This is a genomic window from Gulosibacter sediminis (genome assembly GCF_030011715.1).
In the GTDB taxonomy this organism is placed as follows: Bacteria; Actinomycetota; Actinomycetes; order Actinomycetales; family Microbacteriaceae; genus Gulosibacter; species Gulosibacter sediminis.
Genome location: NZ_JASCYH010000025.1, coordinates 17,396 through 36,289 on the forward strand (window position 1 = coordinate 17,396; position 18,894 = coordinate 36,289).

Annotated in this window: 17 protein-coding genes, 3 tRNA genes and 2 pseudogenes; 13 read left to right on the forward strand and 9 right to left on the reverse strand. The window is 65.8% G+C overall.

Features of this window, described 5'->3' with window-relative positions; all coding sequences use genetic code 11:
- Window positions 1–12: 12 nt before the first annotated feature.
- Window positions 13–945, forward strand: a complete 933-nt coding sequence (pheA, locus tag QM019_RS08850) for a prephenate dehydratase (protein ID WP_282852674.1) — start codon at window positions 13–15, stop codon at window positions 943–945.
- Window positions 946–967: 22 nt separating this feature from the next.
- Here the strand turns inward: pheA and QM019_RS08855 are convergent, their stop codons facing one another.
- Window positions 968–1,924: a diacylglycerol/lipid kinase family protein gene (locus QM019_RS08855; protein ID WP_282827487.1), complete on the reverse strand. Its 957-nt coding sequence runs from the start codon at window positions 1,922–1,924 to the stop codon at window positions 968–970.
- A 67-nt stretch (window positions 1,925–1,991) separates the two neighbouring features.
- Between QM019_RS08855 and serS the strand changes: the two genes are divergently transcribed.
- From serS to QM019_RS08880, 5 genes are all read left to right on the forward strand, one after another.
- Window positions 1,992–3,254 (forward strand): serine--tRNA ligase, encoded by a 1,263-nt coding sequence (gene serS, locus QM019_RS08860; RefSeq protein WP_282827489.1) that lies wholly within the window; start codon window positions 1,992–1,994, stop codon window positions 3,252–3,254.
- A complete protein-coding gene (locus tag QM019_RS08865; RefSeq protein ID WP_282827491.1) occupies window positions 3,251–4,090 on the forward strand; it encodes a Cof-type HAD-IIB family hydrolase in 840 nt (279 codons plus the stop codon). Before serS ends, QM019_RS08865 begins: the two co-directional genes overlap by 4 nt.
- Before the next feature lie 25 nt (window positions 4,091–4,115).
- Window positions 4,116–4,200 (forward strand) — tRNA-Ser (locus tag QM019_RS08870).
- A 34-nt stretch (window positions 4,201–4,234) separates the two neighbouring features.
- Window positions 4,235–5,518 carry an LCP family protein gene (locus QM019_RS08875; RefSeq protein WP_282852675.1) on the forward strand — a complete coding sequence of 428 codons (1,284 nt, stop codon included), beginning with the start codon at window positions 4,235–4,237 and terminating at the stop codon, window positions 5,516–5,518.
- A 56-nt stretch (window positions 5,519–5,574) separates the two neighbouring features.
- A tRNA-Ser gene (locus QM019_RS08880) sits at window positions 5,575–5,665 on the forward strand.
- 421 nt (window positions 5,666–6,086) lie between these two features.
- Here the strand turns inward: QM019_RS08880 and QM019_RS08885 are convergent.
- Window positions 6,087–6,704 (reverse strand): LysE/ArgO family amino acid transporter, encoded by a 618-nt coding sequence (locus tag QM019_RS08885; RefSeq protein ID WP_282852676.1) that lies wholly within the window; start codon window positions 6,702–6,704, stop codon window positions 6,087–6,089.
- 68 nt (window positions 6,705–6,772) lie between these two features.
- Here QM019_RS08885 and QM019_RS08890 point away from each other — a divergent pair, with 68 nt between their 5' ends.
- Window positions 6,773–7,630, forward strand: coding sequence for an ArgP/LysG family DNA-binding transcriptional regulator (locus QM019_RS08890; protein WP_282852677.1), 858 nt, complete (start codon window positions 6,773–6,775; stop codon window positions 7,628–7,630).
- On the opposite strand, the gene QM019_RS08895 is transcribed toward QM019_RS08890, so the two are convergent.
- Window positions 7,627–8,883 carry an MFS transporter gene (locus QM019_RS08895; protein WP_282852678.1) on the reverse strand — a complete coding sequence of 419 codons (1,257 nt, stop codon included), beginning with the start codon at window positions 8,881–8,883 and terminating at the stop codon, window positions 7,627–7,629. The two genes, QM019_RS08890 and QM019_RS08895, sit on opposite strands and share 4 nt — an antisense overlap.
- 78 nt (window positions 8,884–8,961) lie before the next feature.
- Between QM019_RS08895 and QM019_RS08900 the strand changes: the two genes are divergently transcribed.
- Window positions 8,962–9,034, forward strand: a tRNA-Arg gene (locus QM019_RS08900).
- Between the two features lie 254 nt (window positions 9,035–9,288).
- On the opposite strand, the gene QM019_RS08905 is transcribed toward QM019_RS08900, so the two are convergent.
- On the reverse strand, window positions 9,289–9,597 hold the full coding sequence (locus QM019_RS08905; protein WP_282852679.1) for a PaaI family thioesterase: 309 nt from the start codon (window positions 9,595–9,597) through the stop codon (window positions 9,289–9,291).
- A gap of 124 nt (window positions 9,598–9,721) precedes the next feature.
- On the opposite strand from QM019_RS08905, the gene QM019_RS08910 reads away from it, so the two are divergent.
- From QM019_RS08910 to QM019_RS08930, 5 genes and pseudogenes are all read left to right on the forward strand, one after another.
- On the forward strand, window positions 9,722–10,078 hold the full coding sequence (locus QM019_RS08910) for a DUF488 domain-containing protein (protein WP_282852680.1): 357 nt from the start codon (window positions 9,722–9,724) through the stop codon (window positions 10,076–10,078).
- Between the two features lie 194 nt (window positions 10,079–10,272).
- Window positions 10,273–11,232: pseudogene (locus QM019_RS08915) on the forward strand (DDE-type integrase/transposase/recombinase); the annotation flags it as partial.
- A 388-nt stretch (window positions 11,233–11,620) separates the two neighbouring features.
- Complete coding sequence (locus QM019_RS08920) at window positions 11,621–12,748, forward strand: glycosyltransferase (protein WP_282852681.1); 1,128 nt, start codon at window positions 11,621–11,623, stop codon at window positions 12,746–12,748.
- Window positions 12,745–13,767 (forward strand): glycosyltransferase, encoded by a 1,023-nt coding sequence (locus QM019_RS08925; RefSeq protein ID WP_282852683.1) that lies wholly within the window; start codon window positions 12,745–12,747, stop codon window positions 13,765–13,767. Before QM019_RS08920 ends, QM019_RS08925 begins: the two co-directional genes overlap by 4 nt.
- The gene (locus QM019_RS08930; RefSeq protein WP_282826171.1) at window positions 13,764–14,597 is read left to right on the forward strand and encodes a glycosyltransferase family 2 protein; all 834 of its coding nucleotides are present in this window, start codon (window positions 13,764–13,766) and stop codon (window positions 14,595–14,597) included. The genes QM019_RS08925 and QM019_RS08930 overlap by 4 nt, the downstream gene beginning before the upstream one ends.
- Before the next feature lie 54 nt (window positions 14,598–14,651).
- On the opposite strand, the gene QM019_RS08935 is transcribed toward QM019_RS08930, so the two are convergent.
- The 5 genes and pseudogenes from QM019_RS08935 to QM019_RS08955 form a co-directional block, all read right to left on the reverse strand.
- Window positions 14,652–15,584 carry a glycosyltransferase family protein gene (locus QM019_RS08935; protein WP_282826187.1) on the reverse strand — a complete coding sequence of 311 codons (933 nt, stop codon included), beginning with the start codon at window positions 15,582–15,584 and terminating at the stop codon, window positions 14,652–14,654.
- A gap of 230 nt (window positions 15,585–15,814) precedes the next feature.
- Window positions 15,815–16,339, reverse strand: a complete 525-nt coding sequence (locus QM019_RS08940) for a Dps family protein (RefSeq protein WP_282826169.1) — start codon at window positions 16,337–16,339, stop codon at window positions 15,815–15,817.
- Between the two features lie 53 nt (window positions 16,340–16,392).
- Window positions 16,393–17,091: a glycosyltransferase family 2 protein gene (locus tag QM019_RS08945; RefSeq protein ID WP_282826167.1), complete on the reverse strand. Its 699-nt coding sequence runs from the start codon at window positions 17,089–17,091 to the stop codon at window positions 16,393–16,395.
- Window positions 17,092–17,117: 26 nt separating this feature from the next.
- A complete protein-coding gene (locus tag QM019_RS08950; protein ID WP_282852684.1) occupies window positions 17,118–18,485 on the reverse strand; it encodes a bifunctional PIG-L family deacetylase/class I SAM-dependent methyltransferase in 1,368 nt (455 codons plus the stop codon).
- A pseudogene (locus QM019_RS08955) lies at window positions 18,482–18,894 on the reverse strand (hypothetical protein); the annotation flags it as partial. The pseudogene QM019_RS08955 and the gene QM019_RS08950, both read right to left, overlap by 4 nt.

Here is an 18,894-nt window from a genome sequence, read left to right on the forward strand (position 1 = left end):
TAGGCTCGACATATGAGCGCATCCGACACCATTTCGTACCTGGGGCCGGCGGGCACCTTCACCGAGATGGCGCTCCGCCTCGCCCCCGAGGCCGAAGGCAAGGTGTGGAAGCCCGTGGCCAATGTGCTCGAGGCACTCATGGAGGTGCAGACGGGCACCTCGTTTGCCGCGATGATCGCCATTGAGAACTCGATCGAGGGCGGCGTGACGGCGTCGCAGGATGCCCTCGCGACGATGGAAGGTCTGCGTATTGTGGGCGAGTACGTCGTGCCGGTGCGCTTCTCGCTCGCCGTGCGCTCGGGCGTGACGCTCGACGACGTCCACACCGTCGCCGCGCATCCGGTCGCCTACGGCCAGTGCCGCCGTTGGCTGCACCGCACCCTGCCGGGGCACGGCCATGTCGCCGCCTCGAGCAATGTCGCGAGCGCCGAGGTGCTGCTCGACCGCCCCGACCTCATCGACGCCGCGGTGACGCCGGTGAATATCCGCGAGCGGTTCGATCTCGAGGTGCTCGCCGACGACATCCAAGACAACGCGCAGGCCCGCACCCGGTTCGCGCTCGTGACGACGCGCACGGACGTGCCGGCGCGCACCGGCCACGACAAGACTTCACTCATCGTCGAGTTGCCCGAGGAACGCCCGGGCGGGCTCATGACGATGCTCGAGCAGTTCGCGACCCGCGGTATCAACCTCTCGATGATCACCTCGCGGCCGATTCCCGAGCAGCCGGGCCGCTACCGCTTCGTTGTCGACCTCGACGGGCACCTCCACGACGCGCGGGTGGCGGATGCGCTGCTCGGCCTGCGCCGCTACAGCCCGTCGGTCAAGTTCCTCGGCTCGTACCCGCGCGCGGCCGCGTCGAGGGTCGACGAAGACCCGGCCGCGAGCGACGCGAACTACGCCGAGGCGCAGCGCTGGTTCGACACACTCGACAGCGCCCGCTGACGCGTTCGGGTCGACCCGGTCGCTACCGCGTGACCGGCACGCGGGCGACGAGCGCGCCCTCGAGCGTGTGGGCGCGCAGCGCAACGACCTCACCCTCGGTGTCGCCGTCGAGCTCGAAGTTCTGCGGGCCGCCGTCGAGGCGCAGCAGAATCTCTTCGCCCTGGAAGTAGTTGACCGCGCCATGCGCTGGCAGCTTCACCCTCGGTAGGTTGCGGGCAATCACCCCAGCCGCGACCATCGACCAGCCGAGCGGGCCGCGCGGACGCATGATCACCATGTCGATGAGACCGTCGTCAATGTCGGCGTCGGGTAGCAGGTTAAGGCCGCCGGGCAAGCTGCCCGAGTTGCCGATCATGATGCTCGAGGCGCGCGTGCCCCACGTGTGGCCGCCCGAGATCTTGTAGCGCGCGCTGAACGCGCCCGAACCGATCAGCCAGCGCGCGATGCCGCCGCAGTAGGCGAGCCAGCCGATCTTCGCCTTGAGCTCTTCGTCGGTGTGCTCGATCATGCCCGCGTCGATGCCGACGCCCGCGATGATGCCGAAGCGGAAGCGCTCGTGCTCGCCGTCGGGGCGCTCGACGTCGACCTCACCGAGGTCGATGCGGCGCTCGCAGTTGCCGAACGCGACCTCGAGCGCATCCTCGAGGTCGAAGATGCGGTTGAACCGGTCGACGAGGCCGAGGTTGCGCGCGAGCAGGTTGCCGGTGCCGGCGGGGATGATGCCGATCGGTACATCCGAGTGCGCGAGCGCGTCGGCGACGAGGCGCACGGTGCCGTCGCCGCCCGCGGCGATGACGACGTCGACGCCGGCGTCGATCGCCTCGAGCGTCTGCTCGGTGCCGGGGGAGTCGGCCGTCGTCTCGAGGATGAGCGTGTCGGCATAGCCGTGTGCGCGCTCCATCGCGGGGAGCAGGCGTCGCAACTGCGCCATATCGATCTTCACGGGGTTCGCGACAATCGCGGCACGCTTCGCTGTCATGGCACTCATGCTAGGCGGCAATCGTCGCCGCTCGGCATCCGTTTCCCGAGGTCGATAGCATGGCAGGGTGATCGATGTTCAGCTCCTGAGAGAGTCCCCCGACGTAGTCAAGCGTTCGCAAGCGGCCCGCGGCAACGACCCGGCCACCGTTGACGAGGCGATCGCGGCGGACTCGTCGCGACGCGAGGCCCTCCAGCGCTACGAGTCGCTGCGCGCCGAACAGAACGCGCGCTCGAAGGAAATCGGCAAGGCATCGAAGGAGGAGCGCCCCGCGCTGCTCGCCGCCGTGCAGGAGCTCGCAGCGCAGGTCAAGGACGCGCAGGCGAGCGCCAACGAGGCCGAGACTGCGTTCGCGGATGCGGTGGGCAAGATCGAGAACATCGTGCTCGACGAGGTGCCCGCCGGCGGCGAGGACGACTACATCGTGCTGCGCACCGAGGGCGCGAAGCCCGAGTTCGACTTTGCCCCGCGCGACCACCTCGAGATTGGTGAGCTGCTCGGCGCGATCGACATGCAGCGCGGCGCAAAGGTATCGGGTGCCCGCTTCGACTACCTGCGTGGCATCGGCGCGCGGCTCGAACTCGCCGTAATGCAACTCGGCCTCAACAAGGCGATCGAAAACGGCTTCATCATGCTGACGCCGCCCACCCTTGTGAAGCCCGAAATCATGCGCGGCACCGGCTTCCTCGGCGAGCACGCCGACGAGATCTACTACCTGCCGGCCGACGATCTCTACCTCACCGGCACGAGCGAGGTCGCGCTCGCGGGCTACCACGCCGACGAGATCATCGACGTCGCTGAGCCCCTGCGCTACGTCGGTTGGTCGACTTGCTACCGCCGGGAGGCCGGCTCGGCGGGCAAGGACACCCGCGGCATCATCCGCGTGCACCAGTTCAACAAGGTCGAGATGTTCGTCTACACGACCCCCGAGGATGCGCAGGCCGAACACCTGCGCATGCTCGGCTGGCAGGAAGAGATGATGCAGGCCCTCGGCCTGCACTACCGCGTCATCGACACCGCGGCCGGCGACCTCGGCTCTTCGGCCGCGCGCAAGTACGACGTTGAGGCGTGGGTGCCGACGCAGGACGCGTACCGCGAGCTCACGTCGACGTCGAACTGCACCACGTACCAGACGCGACGCCTCGGCATCCGCACCCGCGGCGACGACGGCAAGACCCAGCCGGTCGCGACGCTGAACGGCACGATCGCCACCACTCGCTGGCTCGTCGCGATTCTCGAGACTCACCAGCGCGCCGACGGTTCGGTGCTCGTACCCGAGGCGCTGCGCCCGTACCTCGGCGGCCTCGAGGTGCTGGAGCCGATCGCATGACCGAGCAGCTGCTGATTGCTCTCGACATCGACGGCACGATCCTCGATGTCGACGGCGAGATTCCCGACGCGACCCGACAGCAGGTCAAGCGGCTGCGCGCCGAGGGCCACGAGGTAATGCTCGCCACGGGGCGGTCAGCGGCCGACATGCTGCCGGTGCGCGAACGCCTTTCGCTCGACTCGCGTTACCTCGTCGCTGCGAACGGGGCAATGGTGCTCGAGCGCGCCGAGGGCGTCTCGGCGCCGGCGAACAGCGACTACTCGGCTACGTGGGTCGAGACGTTCGACCCGACGGATGCGCTCATCCGCCTGCGGCCCGTGCTGCGCAATGCGCGCTTCGCGGTCGAGGGGCCGGATGGCGTCTATCGTTACTCGGGTCAGTTCCCTGATGGCAGCTTCGAGGCGCAGGGCACCGAGGTGAAGTTTGAGGACCTGCTCGGGCAGCCCGTGACGCGGCTCGTCGTGGTCTCGCCGGACCACTCGGTCGAGGAATTCGTTGCCGAGGTCAAGGGTTCGGGCCTGCATCAGGTGACCTACTCGGTGGGCTGGTCGGCGTGGCTCGACATCGCGCCCGAGGGCGTGAACAAGGCGACCGCGCTCGAGAAGGTGCGCACGAACCTCGGCATCTCCGGGCGCAACGTCGTCGTCGCCGGCGACGGCTTCAACGACATCCAGATGCTCGAGTGGGCGAAGGAAATTGGCGGGCGGAGTTTCGCCATGGGGAACGCGCCACAACAGGTGATTGACGCCGCGAGTGACCTGACGACGGACTTTTATCACGACGGTCTTGCACTTGCCCTCGCGAAGGTCGGCTACGATATGTCGCAGCCCGGCTAATTCGTTATCGAATTGTTGCCGGTTTGGAGGGCTGTCCGAGCGGCCTAAGGAGCTGGTCTTGAAAACCAGTGGGCAGCAATGTCCCGTGGGTTCGAATCCCACGCCCTCCGCGCATCCGTTGTCCCCCCTCTCTGGAGTCCGTGCTTGGCAAACCACACTTCCCCCCGCGCCGCCGCCCCGAGCGGCACACAGGCGCGGCACGGGCGACTCGCCGTGACCAGCACGTGGGGCACCGTGGGCAAGGGCGTCGGCATGGTTGTTGCCGTGCTGCTCGTGTCGCTCATCACCTTCGGCACGATCGTCTACTGGAACCTGCTCGGCAACGTCAGCACGTTTGAGCTCGAAGACAACTCCGACCCGAGCATCGACACGTTCGAGGGTGGCGTGAACGTCCTGCTCGTCGGCAGCGACACGCGAGTCGGCCAGGGCGAGGAGTTCGGCGAGGGCTCGCCCGACGCCGACGGCACGCTCAACGACGTGAACATGCTCTTCCACCTCTCGGAGGACCACTCGCACGCCTCGGTCGTGTCGATTCCGCGTGACACCCTCGTCGATACGCCGTCGTGCACGAATGACGACGGCGAGCAGGTGTCCGAGCGCTACGGCGTCATGATGAACTCGATTCTCGACGAAGGCGGCATGGGCTGCATCGTCGCGACGGTCGAGGAGATGAGCGGCCTCGACATTCAGTACGCCGCAATGATCACCTTCCGCGGCGTCATCGAGATGTCGAATGCGGTCGGCGGTGTCGACGTCTGCGTCGAGCAGCCGATCGAGGACACCTACGTTGGCCTCAGCCTTGACGCCGGCACCCACTCGCTCAAGGGTGAGGAGGCGCTGAAGTTCCTCCGCACCCGCCACGGCGTGGGCGACGGATCCGACCTCGCGCGCATCACGAACCAGCAGGTGTTCCTCTCGTCGCTGTTCCGCACCGTGAAGAGCAACGAGACGCTGACGAACCCCACGAAGCTCTACGGCATCGCTCGAGCGGCGACGCAGAACATGACGCTGTCGAGCAATATGAACAACATCGACACGCTCGTGAGCCTGGCCTCGGCCCTCGCGCAAGTGCCGAATGATGCGATGGCGTTCGTGCGATTGCCGGTGGCCGACTCCGTCTACTCGCCTGGGCGGGTCGAACCAACCGCCGATGCGGATGTCATGTGGCAGCTGTTGCGTGATGATCAACCGTTGATTCAGAGCGCGAGCCCCGACGCGACGACCGGCACGGGCGACTCCGGCGGCACCGACTCGGCTGGTGCCGGCAGCACCGATAGCGGCGACACCGGCGATGCCACGAGCACCGACAGCCCGGACGCAACGACGGACAGCACGGTTGGACCCACCACCCAGCCAGCGCCGAGCGTCGATTTCGACGGCCAGACCGCTGATCAAGAGACCTGCTCCAACACCGACACCCTGTTCTAGGCGATATTGGCGGCCGATTTTCCAGGCCGCCGACATCGTGTAGTCTTGGTCAGTCTGGACACGTCGCATAGTCAGGCCGAGTGCACCACCCTGCTAAGGTGGAGTCCCTCAATAGGGGGACCGAGGGTTCAAATCCCTCCGTGTCCGCATTAGAGAATTTCTCCGAAATTCTCTCGATCTTCAAGTCGCAGCTCATCGCGCTCCTTGTGCAGGGCTGAGTGGCGGGCGAGAGCTTCGCGGTCGAAGCCACGCGCGCTACCGCGTCACCAGCTTCGCCGAAGGCGCGAGGCTACTGACCGCCATCGCCGACGCAGCGGAAGCTCGTAGTTCGGGTTGGTCTTGTCGCGCGCGTCGAGCGAAGTGGATTCAGTCAACAGTGATTCTCCTCAGGCCTGTGGGCCCGCGAAGGCGAAGCGATGCAACAGGATCTACCAGGTCGAGGTCGCCCGCGCCGTGCACTTGCACGCCATGCTCTCCTTTGTGCTGTTCGTCGTCGTGCACGTCACGCTGGTGTTCACCACGGGGGCGCTGCCCATCCTCAACCGCATGTGCGCGGGGGAGGAGGCGGCTACGTTCCCAGCGCGAGTGACGCGGCGATCGCGAACATCGTCAGCGCGATCACGATGTCGAGGATGCGCCAGGCGCGGGGTTTGCGGAAGATCGGGCGCAGCCAGCGCGCGCCATAGCCGATCCCGAAGAACCATGCGAAGCTGCCGAGGACGGCGCCCGCGCCGAAGCTCCAGCGGGACTCGTGATACGAGTTCGCGACCGAACCCATGAGCATCACGGTGTCGAGGTAGACGTGCGGGTTGAGCCAGGTGATCGCCGCGATCGCGAGCATCGTCCCCCCGAGCGGCGCGCGAGCCTCCTCATCTGCCTCGGGCTCGAGCGACTCGGTACGAAACGCTCGGCGGAGCGCGAATGCGCCGTAGAACACGAGGAACACGACGCCGGCCCAGCGCATCACCACGATGAGCCACGGCGCGAGCGCGATGAGCCCGCCGAGGCCGAAGATGCCGAGCGAGATGAGCGCCGCATCCGAGACCGCGCAGAACAGGGCGATCGCGAAGACGTGCTCGCGGCGGATGCCCTGGCGCAGCACGAAGGCGTTCTGGGCGCCGATGGCGATGATGAGCGAGAGGCCGAAGCCGAGGCCGGCGAGGGCGGCGCCAGGGGAGTAGATCACGCATTCCAGGGTAAAAACGGCCATGGCTAAGTCATAATCAACTTTCTTCAGTAGATTAAGCAGAGCTTATGAAACTCGATCTCGCCCGCCTTCGTGCCCTCGTTGCCGTCGTCGACCACGGCTCCTTCGACGCGGCCGCCGACGCGCTCCACGTCACCGCGTCGGCGGTGAGCCAGCGCATTCGTGCGCTCGAGCGTGACGTCGGGCGCGTGCTCGTCGTGCGTGCCCGGCCGGTGCGGGCGACCGAGCACGGCGCGGCCCTGCTGCGGCTAGCGCGCCAGCTCGAGCTGCTCTCGAGCGAGGCCGAGCAGGTGCTTCGCGACGATGCGACGGCGTCGCTACCCATCGCGGTGAACTCTGACTCGCTCATCACCTGGGTGCTGCCCGCGCTCGCCCCGCTCGCCGGCGAGATCCCGTTCGAGTTTCAGCGCGACGACCAGAGCCGCACGGCCGAACTGCTGCGCAACGGCACGGTCGTCGCGGCGATCAGCTCCGACCGCGAGACCGTGCAGGGCTGCGCCGTGCGCCCGCTCGGCGTGATGCGCTACCGGCCGGTGGCGACACCCACGTTTCGCGCGCGCTGGTTCGGCGAGGGTCAGCCGGGCTTCGCCGCCGCCCCGCTCATCGAGTACGACGAATCCGACTCGCTGCAGCGAGAGTTGCTCGCCCGCGTCGCGCCCGGGGCCGCGCCGCCGCGGCACCGCGTGCCCGGATCGGGGGAGTTCGTGAAGGCCGTCGCGAACGGTTTCGGCTGGGGCATGGTGCCCGAGCTGCAGCTCGTCGACGCGGTCGAGCGCATCGGAGCGCTCCACATCGACGTGCCGCTGTTCTGGCACAGCTGGTCGTTCGGTACGGCCACGCTCGAGCGTGTGACCGACGCGCTCTTCGCTGCGGCGGCCGCGAACCTACGGCCGGCCGAGCGCTAGGAGCGCGCGGCACGTGGCTTGCGCGGCAGCACGATGATGCCGACGAGCATGCCCGAGCCAAACAACCCCGCGACGAGGTAGACGAGCGCATCCCAGCCCCACTGCTGGTAGAAGACGCCGCCCACGTAGCCGAACACGCTGGACCCGACGTAATAGAGCAGGTTGTAGAGGGCGGTCGACTGCGCGCGGCCCTCGGTCGGCCAGGCGCCGGCCCAGCCGGATGCGGTTGAGTGCGAGCCGAAGAATGCCGCGGTCATGAGCACGAGGCCGACGATGATCGCCCAAAGGTTCGGGATGAGCATGAGCAACAGCGAGGCGATGGCGACGAGGTCGCACACGATCATGACAAGCTTGCGGCCGTGCCGCCCCGCGATGCGCCCCGCGAACGGCGACGATACCGAGCCCGCGAGGTAGGCGAGAAACACCATCGACGACACCCACACCGGTAGCAGGAACGGCGGCGCGCTGAGGTGAAAGCCGAGGTAGTTGTAGATCGCGACGAAGCCGCCCATGAGTAGGAATGGCTGCACGTAGAGCGACACGAGCACGGGGTCGTGCAGGTGGCGCCACGCGTTGCGCAGTGTCGCCGCGATCGATTCGCCGATGCTGATCTGGTTCAGCGGCTGGAATCCGCTCGGCCGCGGCGCGAGCAGAATGAAGAGCACGGATGCGATGGCCGAGAGAATCGCGACCGCGAGCACGCCGAACTGCCACGAGCCGGTCGCTTCGGCGAGCGGGCCTGAGATGATGCGCCCTGAGAGGCCGCCGATCGTGTTGCCGGCGATGAACGTGCCGACCGCGGCGGCCGCATCCTTCTTATGGACTTCTTCATTGAGGTACGCCATCGCGACGGCGGGGACGCCGCCGAGCGCGCAGCCCTCGAAGAAGCGCACGATGATCGCGAACTCGAAGTTCGGCATCGCGAGGGTGACGAACGCGAGCAGCGTTGCTGCGACGATCGCGATCGACATCGCCCGCTTGCGTCCGATGCGGTCGGCGACGAGCGACCATGGCACCACTGCGAGGGCGAGCCCGAGCGTGCCCGCTGAGATCATGAGCGCCGACTCGGCCGTGCTGACGCCAAATCCTTCGGCGATCTGCGGCAGCACGGCCTGGGGCGCGTAGAGCTGTGCGAACGTCGCGACCCCGGCAATGAACATAGCGAGCTGGACGAGCGTGTAGCCGCCCGTGCCTCGGCGGTGTCCTATCCAGGTGGTGCCCGTTTCAGAGAAGCCCGCATGCCCAGTTGTCACCTCTCCAAGTTACTCTCTGGCGCGGATTTGAACTTCCGCCAGGGCGTTGCTAAGCTAGATCAGTCGCCAAGGCGACCTGCGCCTGTAGCTCAATGGATAGAGCATCTGACTACGGATCAGAAGGTTGGGGGTTCGAGTCCCTCCAGGCGCACTCTGTGTGGAGACAGAACTGGACGGCCCGCTTCGGCGGGCCGTTTTGCTTTGCCGAGAAGTCGAGGAAGTCGTCGAGGTCGCACGGACGGGCGTTGACGGTGGTCGGGTTGTCCCATCACGAACAACTCGGCGTTGCGCACCGCGTCGCCCCAGCGATCTCGCGACTGGTTCTCTGCGAACTGTCACGAGGTGTTGCCGCGGATGCGCTGGCGTCGGCCGTTGCTCCCACGCCTTGAGGTAGCGGACCCGAACTCAGCAGGTCGCGAAGATGGCGCAGGTGCTCGACGCGGTCGCGAGCACGCGGCCGTCCGCATCCCGCACATCCGCCTCGGCGAAGCCCGCGCGCGAGCCCGACTTCGTGACCCAGCCGTGCACGTGCACGAGGCCCGTGTCCTCGGTGATTGTGCGCAGGTAGTTCACCTTGATCTCGAGCGAGGTGTACGCCTGCCCGGCGTGCAGCGTCGTGTGAATCGCCGTCGCGCACGCCGAGTCGAGCAGTGTCGCCGCGAACCCGCCGTGCACCGTGCCGACTGGGTTGTAATGGGACGCGGTCGCGAGCACGCGGCCCTCCGAAGTGAGCGACGATGCTTCTTGCTCACACGCTAACGCGACCGCGTGGCCCGCGCGCGAGCACTCGCGGCGGTGCGCGCATTCGTGGTCAAATGAAACGAAGGAGGGGATCGCAATGGGGCAACTTCGAATCAAGCGAATCTACGACGAGGCGAGCGACGACGACGGCGTGCGGGTGCTCGTCGATCGACTCTGGCCGCGCGGCGTGGCGAAGGCCGATGCCCGGCTCGACGAGTGGTGCAAGGGCGTCGCGCCGAGCCCTGAGCTGCGCAAATGGTGGGACCACGACGCCGATCGCATGGATGAGTTCGCCGCGAAGTACCGCGCCGAGCTCGACGAGGAGCCGGATGCGGTCGACGAGCTGCTTGGCCTGGCGAGAGAAAACGACACGGTCACGCTGCTCTACGGCGCAAAGTCGCCCGAGATAAATCACGCGGTGATTTTGCGTGATTACCTCGAGGCCCACGCATGAGCAACGACAACGAACCGGACGAGGAATGCGGCGGCGTCGACGACTGCTGACTCCATTTGCTCTGCGAACGATGCGGCGGGTACCGGTCAAAGGCGTGGATTGGGCCGGGTGTGTCGTCGCCCGCGGAGCCGCGCTGGGGACTGCAGAGGGGTTAGGTGACTCCTGATCAGCGGTGATTCCCCACCGCTGGAAGGATGTCCTCATGCCCAAAAGCGTTCCCCAAGGAGTTCCGGGACGACGTCGTCGCCATAGCGTTGGGGAGGGAGTCGTCGTTCGCTCAGATCGCGAAGGACGTCGCGATCTCCGAGCCCTGTGTGCGGCGGTGGGTGAAGATTGCCGAGGTCGATGGTGGCCGCCGTGTTGGCGTGACGTCGAGCGAATCGGCCGATAACCGTGAGTTGCGCAAGCGAGTGAAGCTGCTCGAGCAGGAGGTCGAGGTCCTCCCCCCGTCGCGCTGACGTGTCGGGTGCTGAAGTTCGTGAAACAGCCCAATTACCGGCGTCTGCAGGATCCCGTGTCGCAGCGGGACTGGGACGACGCCCACTTAACCAACGCGGCCATCGACGTGCATACCGATGACCCCGCGTTCGGATTCCGGTTCATCGCAGATGAGCTCGCCGAGAACGGGTTCACCGCGTCAGAGCGGTGCCTCGGGTGGCGCTGACTGGCTCTGGCTCAGGCAAGTCTCGGAGCACCCGACCGGTGCGCGCTAGGTCTATCAGTGCGCCGTGAAGGATGCCTGGTCGAACCGGATCGTCGCATACTCAATCACCAAACGCATGACCTCAGAGCTCGCGGTCTCCGCCTTCCGGATGGCGATCCAGCGCTGCGACCACGTCGGCACGACGGTTCACATCGATAGAGGCGGCCAGTTTCGTTCGCGGCGCTTCCAAACCGAACTCGACCGGGCGGGGCTCATCCGATCCATGGGCCGGGTCGGCGCTGCCGGCGACTACGCGGCAATGGAATCGGTCTTCGCCCTGCTCCAGAAAAACGTGCTCAACCGCCGACGATGGGCCACTCGCGACGACCTTCGCCTCGCAATCGTGACACGGAGCGAACGGACCTACCACCGGCGCCGTCGACAGCGAGTCCTCGGCAAGTTGAGGCCCGTCGAATTCGAAGCCATCATGACCACACAGGACGAATCTGCGGCCCTGCGAGAAGAGTCACCAAGACCTTCAGCAGTCCCAAACCCCCGTAAGAAGTCGAATATGGGTGATGTCCGCGATCCATAGCTGGCGCGAGCGCTCTGCCACGAACTACTGCTCCACGAACTACTGCTCCACGAGGCCTGGGCAGGCGTCAGGCTTTCGCCACGGTCGAGTCATGAAGAGCCTCCCCCCCCCTCGCCGAACACTGTGCAGGTCAGCGATGAGCATGAGCCGGGCGGCCCGGTCCCGTCGCACGTCCAAGTCGCGCCACCCGCCTCCCAGGAAATGCGAGAGCAGCACCCCCATGCTATGAAGAACGAGACGATCACCGAAGACCGATCAAGGACGTGCTCATGATTTCGCGTGCATCTTGGGTGGCTATGCTGCCATGCATCGCACTAACCTCTGTCCCCGTAAGTCTCCGGAGCCTGCGTTAGTGAGAATCTGTATCATCGGCCCAGCGCGGTTTCCGATTATCGAACCGTTCGCTGGCGGCCTTGAGGCCCACACACACATGCTCGTCACCAAACTCGCGCAGCGAGGGCACGAGGTCACGCTTTTCGCCGCGCGGGGTTCTGACCCGTCATTGAACGCATCGTTCTACGATGCGGCGGAGTTTGAACCGAGCACTGCGACGCGCCAAGATGTAGGCGCCTCACCGAAGATGTGGATCCGTGAGCACCATGCCTACTTGTCGCTCATGATCGACCTTGCCGAGTCCGGCGCGAACCGATTCGACGTGGTGCTGAACGTGAGTATCCATCACTTGCCGATCGCGATGTCCAGGTTGCTCAGCATTCCCCTAGTGACGACGCTCCATACGCCACCCCTGGACTGGCTCGAGTCGGCGATGCGTGTTCGAGGGGCAAACACGACCTTTGTTACGGTGAGCAAGCATATGCAGCTTGCCTGGGCCGATCAGGTCGACTCAACGGTTGTGCTCAACGGAGTGGATACGGACGCGTGGCGGTTCGGCCCTGGTGGGGAACGAGCTATTTGGTTCGGGCGGATTGTTCCGGAGAAGGGCACTGCTGACGCGATCCGCGCCGCATTCGAAGCCGGAATGTCACTCGATATCGCCGGCCCCGTGCACGACAAGGGTTACTTCGAGGCCGAAGTCGAACCGTGGCTCGGCACCCAAGTCCGGTATCTCGGGCACCTGGACCACTCCACGCTCCGGGACGTGGTGAGGCACTCGAAGCTCGCGTTTGTAACGCCACGGTGGAACGAACCCTACGGGCTGGTGGCGGCAGAAGCTACCTCGAGCGGCACCCCGGTAGCAGGGTTCGAGCGAGGAGCTTTGCCCGAGGTTATCGGGGCGAGTTCTGGTCGTCTGGTGCAGGCAGAGCAACCGCACGCACTCGCGCAGGCAGCGGCCGAGGCTGCTGCACTGCCTCGGGACGAGGTCCGCGCGCATGCCGTCGCGCACTGTTCGCTGGAGCGAATGGTCACGGGGTATGAACGGGTCCTCGACGCGGCCGTCAGTTCGGGCAAGCGCAGAACTCCTGCACTGTGATCGGTTATTACGTTCACCATCACGGGCGCGGCCATCTTCGGCGGGCGTGCGCGATCGCCGCCAGGCTCGGCGTTCCAATCACCGGCATCTCGTCGCTGGCTCGGCCCGAGGGATGGCCGGGCCAGTGGCTCCAACTCGAGCGCGACGACGTCAGCGGTCACGGACGCAGCGAAACGGCTGACGGACGTCTGCATTGGGCGCCGAAACACGACGCGGGTTTACGGCATCGAATGGCGAAGATCGCCGCCTGGATCGACAGGACTGCACCGGATGCGATGGTGGTCGACGTTTCGGTAGAGGTGGCCTTGTTCGCGCGCCTCCACGGCGTACCGGTCGTCAGCATAGCCTTGCCAGGTGTGCGGTCAGATCATGCGCACCGCCTCGGTTTCGATGTCTCGGATGCCATCATCGGCGCGTGGCCCGAGTGGGCGATGGGGATGCTCCGCGTCGACACGGCAGACACTCCCGGCGCGGGACCGGTTGCCCAGCCTCTGGCAGGGAAACTCTTTGCCGTGGGTGCGATCTCCGTCCAGGCGAACAGTCCCGGACGCACCCCGGCGTCGATACATCGAGTAGTCGTCCTGGGTGGTGGTGGCGGTGGCGGCATGCGTGAACCCGAAATCCTCGCCGCTCGCGCGCAGACACCCGGCGTGGAGTGGATCGAGGTGGGCACGAGTGCCGACAACTGGTCGCCTAACCCGGCGGATTGGCTTGGACGCGCGTCGATGGTGGTGAGCCATGCGGGCCAGGGTGCGGTCGCAGACATTTCCGCTGTCGGAGTTCCCGCCTTAGTAGTTCCGCAGGAACGCCCCTTCCGCGAACAAATCATGACGGCGCACACGCTTTCGCGGGCTGACGGACTCCCGGTAATGGTGGCGAACAGCTTCGCACGTAACGACTGGGCCCAATTACTTGAGCGGGCTGGACAGCTTGACGGCAGTAACTGGAAGTCGTGGAACGATGGCCACGGTGCGGATCGGGCCGCCGCGGTCATCCGGGATATCGCGGGGAACCCATGATGCGCACGGCAGTCATCACGATCGCACATGGGCGACATGCGCACCTTCGCGCTCAGCAGGAGGGGCTCGCCCTCTCCGCGCAGGCGCCGGACGACTACATCATCGTCGCGATGGACGATCCTGAGATTCGTGACATGGCCCCGCCATTCGCGACGGTCGTCGACGTTCCGAGCATGCCGCTCGGACTGCCTCTGTCACGAGCTAGGAATCTTGGTGCGGCGGCGGCGATCGCGGCAGGAGCGGAACTGCTCATATTTCTCGACGTGGATTGCATCCCGGGGCAGTCGCTCGTTGGCGGGTACGCTGACGCTGCCGGTCGACCGGCCCTGGGGCGGAGTCTGCTCAGTGGCCCGGTAACGTATCTCGACCCGCATGGCGTGGATGGTTACCCCATCGGCACGATCGGTGAGCTGGATGCGCCACATCCAGCTCGCCCGGCACCCGCGCCGGGCGAGCTGGCGCGTGCCGAGTCCCCGGACTTGTTCTGGTCGCTTTCTTTTGCGCTCTCGGTGGAAACCTGGGGCACCATTGGCGGATTCTGCGAAGAGTATTCGGGCTACGGGGGCGAGGACACCGACTTCGGATACATGGCGGCGAGTTGCGGCATCGATCTCGTGTGGGTTGGGGCGGCGCGCGCGTACCACCAGTGGCACGAGACGAGTACGCCCCCCATACAACACCTCGATGACATCGTCCGCAATGCGAACGTATTCTTCTCGCGTTGGCAGATGTGGCCGATGCGGGGCTGGCTCGACGAGTTCCGCGCGCGAGGTCTTGTCACCGGCGGTGTCGGCACAGAGCCTGCGCGGCGTCGCTGGCCGCGGGAATGATCGAAGAGCGAGGCACGAACCGCACGTTGGTGACGGCTGCCCGCGGCGCCCACGTCATAGGGAAGTGTTCACGAGCCGTCGGTATAGGTCCGCATGCTCGCGCGAGATCTCCTCACGCTGTGCCCGGCGAAACGACGCGCTCGGTACAGAGGAGGGGGGTGCGCTAATTGCCGCCAGCACGGCCGCCTGGAGCGAATCCGCATCGAACCCGCTCTCATCGTGCTGGTATGAGATCACCGGTGCCTGGTCCGTGTAGTACCCGCAGGTTGGCGCGATGACGGTGGTGCCCACGTCGCGGCACGCTTCCAACCAACCAGAATGCGTACCGAATCGGTACGGAAGCACCGAGGCGTCAAGGCTTGTCAGGTAGCGCCACAACTCCGCATCCGAGAAATAATCGTGAACGCGCAAGTCGATCCAGCCCGATTTTGCCTGTTCCTCCAGCCAGCTGCCGAGTACGGGGTCTCGTCTCGCGCCGTCTCGATCGAGCACGTCGCGGTGGCCGTTCACTTGAATCACGATACCGTCATGGCGCTGCCGCAAGTCAACAAGCGCGCGAATGACCGGCAGTGGATCCATACTGGCGCGCAGGCTCTTGATGTGAACGCCGATGCGGAATGCGCTTCGCCGTGAGCGGTGCTGTCGTTGGTATCTTGGTATCGAGTCGAGGGGGACGACGTGCGGATGGGGCAGTACCCTCGCGGTTCTTCGCCATCTCCGCGAAATCTCGTCTGCCGCGCCGTCGGTGAGTGTGATGAGTTCATCGGCCGCGTTCATCAGCACGGTGATCTGTGCATCGTGCAGTTCGTCGGTTTCGTGATGCGGATTGCGAAGATCATGCACCGTGTAGACCAGAGGTTTCCCGGCCGCCCGCAGGGCGGCAACCAATGCTTCGAGTTGTTCGGGGGTACGTGCGTCGAAGCCGAAGTGAATGTGGAAAATATCGAACTCGCCGCGGTGATGCCCAACCCATTCGGGGTCGAGCATCACCGGCGGCCACCACCGCGCAGCAGCCCCGGCCCCCGAGCCCGCCGGTGTCGGGTCCTCAAGCCGAAGCACCCCTGCCTCCCGAACTGGATGTACCGGTTGGAGGTGCTGAACGTAGACGTGGTTGGCGGGCACGCTCGCCACACGGATCGGAGGGTGAGGTGTCAACGGCATTCCCTTCACAATCGCGTGTGGCGCCAGCAGCTAGTGTGTTCGGTTTGGTCGTGTGGTTACTTTGACGGTGTGCGATTCTCCGCGCTCACCATCCAGGCGAGTTGCTCGAAGCGTTGGATGATCGCGTGCAGCAGGTCGGCGCTCGTCGGATCTTGTTCGTCGACGTTGTCGTGCACGTCCCGAAGCGTGCCGACTGTGGTTTCGAGTCGCTCGGTGATGAGGTCGATTGTGTCCGCGGTGTCGACTTCGCCCGCGGGGAACTCGGGCAGCGTCGTGTTCTTGGCCACCGTGCCGCTGCGTCCGTCCGGAATGGCATGGAGCGCGCGCATGCGTTCGGCGACCTCATCGCTAAACTCACGCGCGCTCTGGACAATCTCGTCCAGTTGGCGGTGGAGATCACGGAAGTTCTTGCCGACAACATTCCAGTGCGCCTGCTTGCCCTGTAGATGAAGCTCGATGAGGTCAACGTGTATTCGTTGGAGGTCGTCAGTGAGTGATGCCGATGCCTTGAACCCGCCCTCCGCATTCTGCCTGGTGCTACGGCGGGCGCTGGTCTTCGTGGATGTGCTCTTTGTTGCCATGAGATCTCCGTTCGTCTGTACGCAAGGCCTATCAGACTCGCTTGTGTTAGACCTCAACGACTGCGTGGCGCGTCCGATTGCAACCCGGCGAGGTAGTCCGCGAAACCGTGCGGCGCGCGACCGAGTGTCCGCGCAGAGGTGCGCACCGGACATCGAGCGGACGCCACGACGCGATAACCTCCAGCCCGCAGAGCCTGCACGAGATGCACATCCTCGTCGTGTGTGACCGGAGGGAAACCGCCCGACGCGAGGTACGCATCGGCTCGGACACCGAGGTTCGCGCCATGGACGTGCTCGTGCCCATCAACCGGCCGATAGTCGTCTGCCCATTTGCTGAGCGTTTCGTTCATGTCGCTACTAGCGGTCGGGATCACCGTACCCACTATGGCGGCGGCGCCCTCCGCTGCCTCGCGCAGTTGCTCGACGCACCAGTGGGCCGGTACTTGAGAGTCGCCGTCGCTGTTGGCGATCCAGACATTTGAGGGCGGTAGCCTCAGGATCCCCAGCGCCGTAGCGACGCCGACTGCGCGTGTTCGTCCGACCATGCCCGATTCGAGCTGCACGAACTCCACCCGCGGATCGCCCGCAGATGCGGCGCGGGCGGCAAGCTCGGAGTCATCGACGCAGGTGTCGAATGCGAGAACAAGGAGAGTGCGGACGCCAAAACTCGACTCGGCAGCGGTCATCGCCGCCAGTGCCGCGACGACCGCTTGTCCGATTAGCGCAGCTTCGTCGCGTACCGGAATCACCACCGCCAACGCCGAGCACGCAGGACCCCTCATATCGAGTCACTCGACGCGTTCAATGTGAAGACTTCCAAAAGGAAGTCCGCTTCGTGGTGCGTGACCCGCGCGGTCCATCCACGTCGCCGGGCGGAGTCGTGCACGTCACGCCCGTCCAGCGCCCAACCGTCGATCGGGTGCAACCAATGGCAGAGCACCACCTGTGCGTCTGGCGTCACGCACGCTTCGATCCGTTCAAAGACCTCCCCCAGCTCGATACGAGTGAGGTAGTAGCCGAATTCAGACATGATAACCAGGTCGAAGGGACCGGTGTCTGGCCAATCCGCGGGCAACTCGCGTTGCTCGACACGAACATGCCGGTACTGCGACAAGCGGACACGGCTGCGCTCGACGGCCACGTCACTCGCATCGGTCGCGACCACAGATTCGCACCGCTGCGCCAGCCGCTCGGTGAGCGCGCCGGTCGCGCTCCCGAGCTCCAACGCTTGCCGGTAGACCGGACGAGAGAGCGATGTAAGCAGGACCTCTCGTTTGCGCACCTCGTAATCGCTGTCGAAGCGCCAGGGATCCGGGTCGCTGTTGAAGAGCGAGTTAAATGTTTCGCGTGCTTGCGGCGCTCCGAGCGAGCCGGGTTCGGTGCGAAGGAACACCTCCGTGTCTCGGTGAAAATGCTGCAAGAACTGCTCTGTGAGCACAGGAGCGTCCTCTGTCGCTGCGGAGAGCGGCGTCGTCTGGGACGGATATGCGGCCATCGCAAGCCGTTTTGCGCCCGCAGCGCTCGGATCGAGCCGAAAGGTGCGCATGGAACGCCAGCGAGGATCAGCGACGGGCTGAGCCCAGTGCCAGTACCAGATCGGAAATTCAAGCAGCGTCAGCTCAAGCTCGGCGGCTACTGCCGCGGCTATCTCGCCGACCGCGTCGTGGTCGGGATGGCCGTCGCTCCGCCATGGCGATGCAATGGTGCTGCCCGGAGTCACGAGTCGTCGAATTTCCCCCTCAATTTCGGTACCGAACTCGCCCACATGCCCGTCGGGCAGCCCCAGCGCAGTGAACGAAACACGGTTGCAGGACTTCCTCGACGTGCTCCCGAGCGCGTCCATAGCTGCGGTGAACTCTCGCCGTCGAATCACGGCGAGTTCTTGGCGGGTGTGCGTGCGGGAGTCGGGATGCGACGCTTCACCGTCGCTGCAGAGCACCACGGTGACGTCATGCCCGTGTGCGGCCGCCGTCGCAATCAGACCGCCCGCTCCGAGTGTTTCATCGTCAGGATGGGCGACGACGACGACGAGCGGGGCGCCCGGGGAGAGGAGTTGTGTCGTCGTGACGCCGGGGAGCTCGTGCGCACAATCCCAGTCGGAAGCGCCCGTGCCGGGCTCGTCGTGCGTGAACCGCGGGGCGGTCATGATTTGGCGACCGGAGTTGAGGGCCCGGTGAGCGCATGCCACGGATCGTCACGCACGATGAACTCGCCAAGAGCGGCATCGTCTCGGCCGCCGTGATGCTGCTGCAGGTACATTGCGAGGTCAGCGACGCGACGGGCATGCACATCGTCGAACGCGAGGGCGGAAGGGCTGCGCGCCACACCCGAGATCTCGAGCACGTCGGCGCAGATGTCGGCGATCGTGCTGCGCAGCGCGAGGGAGTCTGGCCAATCGAATGAGGCGTTGTCGACGCGTTCCGCTGCATCGGTGAGCGCAGTCTTGCCGGTCCGAACCAACCGGGCGGCACGACCCAGTAGGGCGAAACCGATCTGATCCGGGGGGCGCGGGGGCGGCGCCCCGCGGCGGGCGCGCGGAGAAACCCCCCCCCCCC

Coding starts and splice junctions, on each gene's coding strand:
- QM019_RS08890 (WP_282852677.1), top strand. CDS start 6,773: ATGAAACTCGATCTCGCCCGCCTTCGTGCCCTCGTTGCCGTCGTCGAC.
- QM019_RS08910 (WP_282852680.1), top strand. CDS start 9,722: ATGGGGCAACTTCGAATCAAGCGAATCTACGACGAGGCGAGCGACGAC.
- QM019_RS08935 (WP_282826187.1), bottom strand. CDS start 15,584: ATGCTCGACCCCGAATGGGTTGGGCATCACCGCGGCGAGTTCGATATT.
- QM019_RS08855 (WP_282827487.1), bottom strand. CDS start 1,924: ATGACAGCGAAGCGTGCCGCGATTGTCGCGAACCCCGTGAAGATCGAT.
- pheA (WP_282852674.1), top strand. CDS start 13: ATGAGCGCATCCGACACCATTTCGTACCTGGGGCCGGCGGGCACCTTC.
- QM019_RS08940 (WP_282826169.1), bottom strand. CDS start 16,339: ATGGCAACAAAGAGCACATCCACGAAGACCAGCGCCCGCCGTAGCACC.
- QM019_RS08950 (WP_282852684.1), bottom strand. CDS start 18,485: ATGACCGCCCCGCGGTTCACGCACGACGAGCCCGGCACGGGCGCTTCC.
- QM019_RS08865 (WP_282827491.1), top strand. CDS start 3,251: ATGACCGAGCAGCTGCTGATTGCTCTCGACATCGACGGCACGATCCTC.
- QM019_RS08930 (WP_282826171.1), top strand. CDS start 13,764: ATGATGCGCACGGCAGTCATCACGATCGCACATGGGCGACATGCGCAC.
- QM019_RS08920 (WP_282852681.1), top strand. CDS start 11,621: ATGCATCGCACTAACCTCTGTCCCCGTAAGTCTCCGGAGCCTGCGTTA.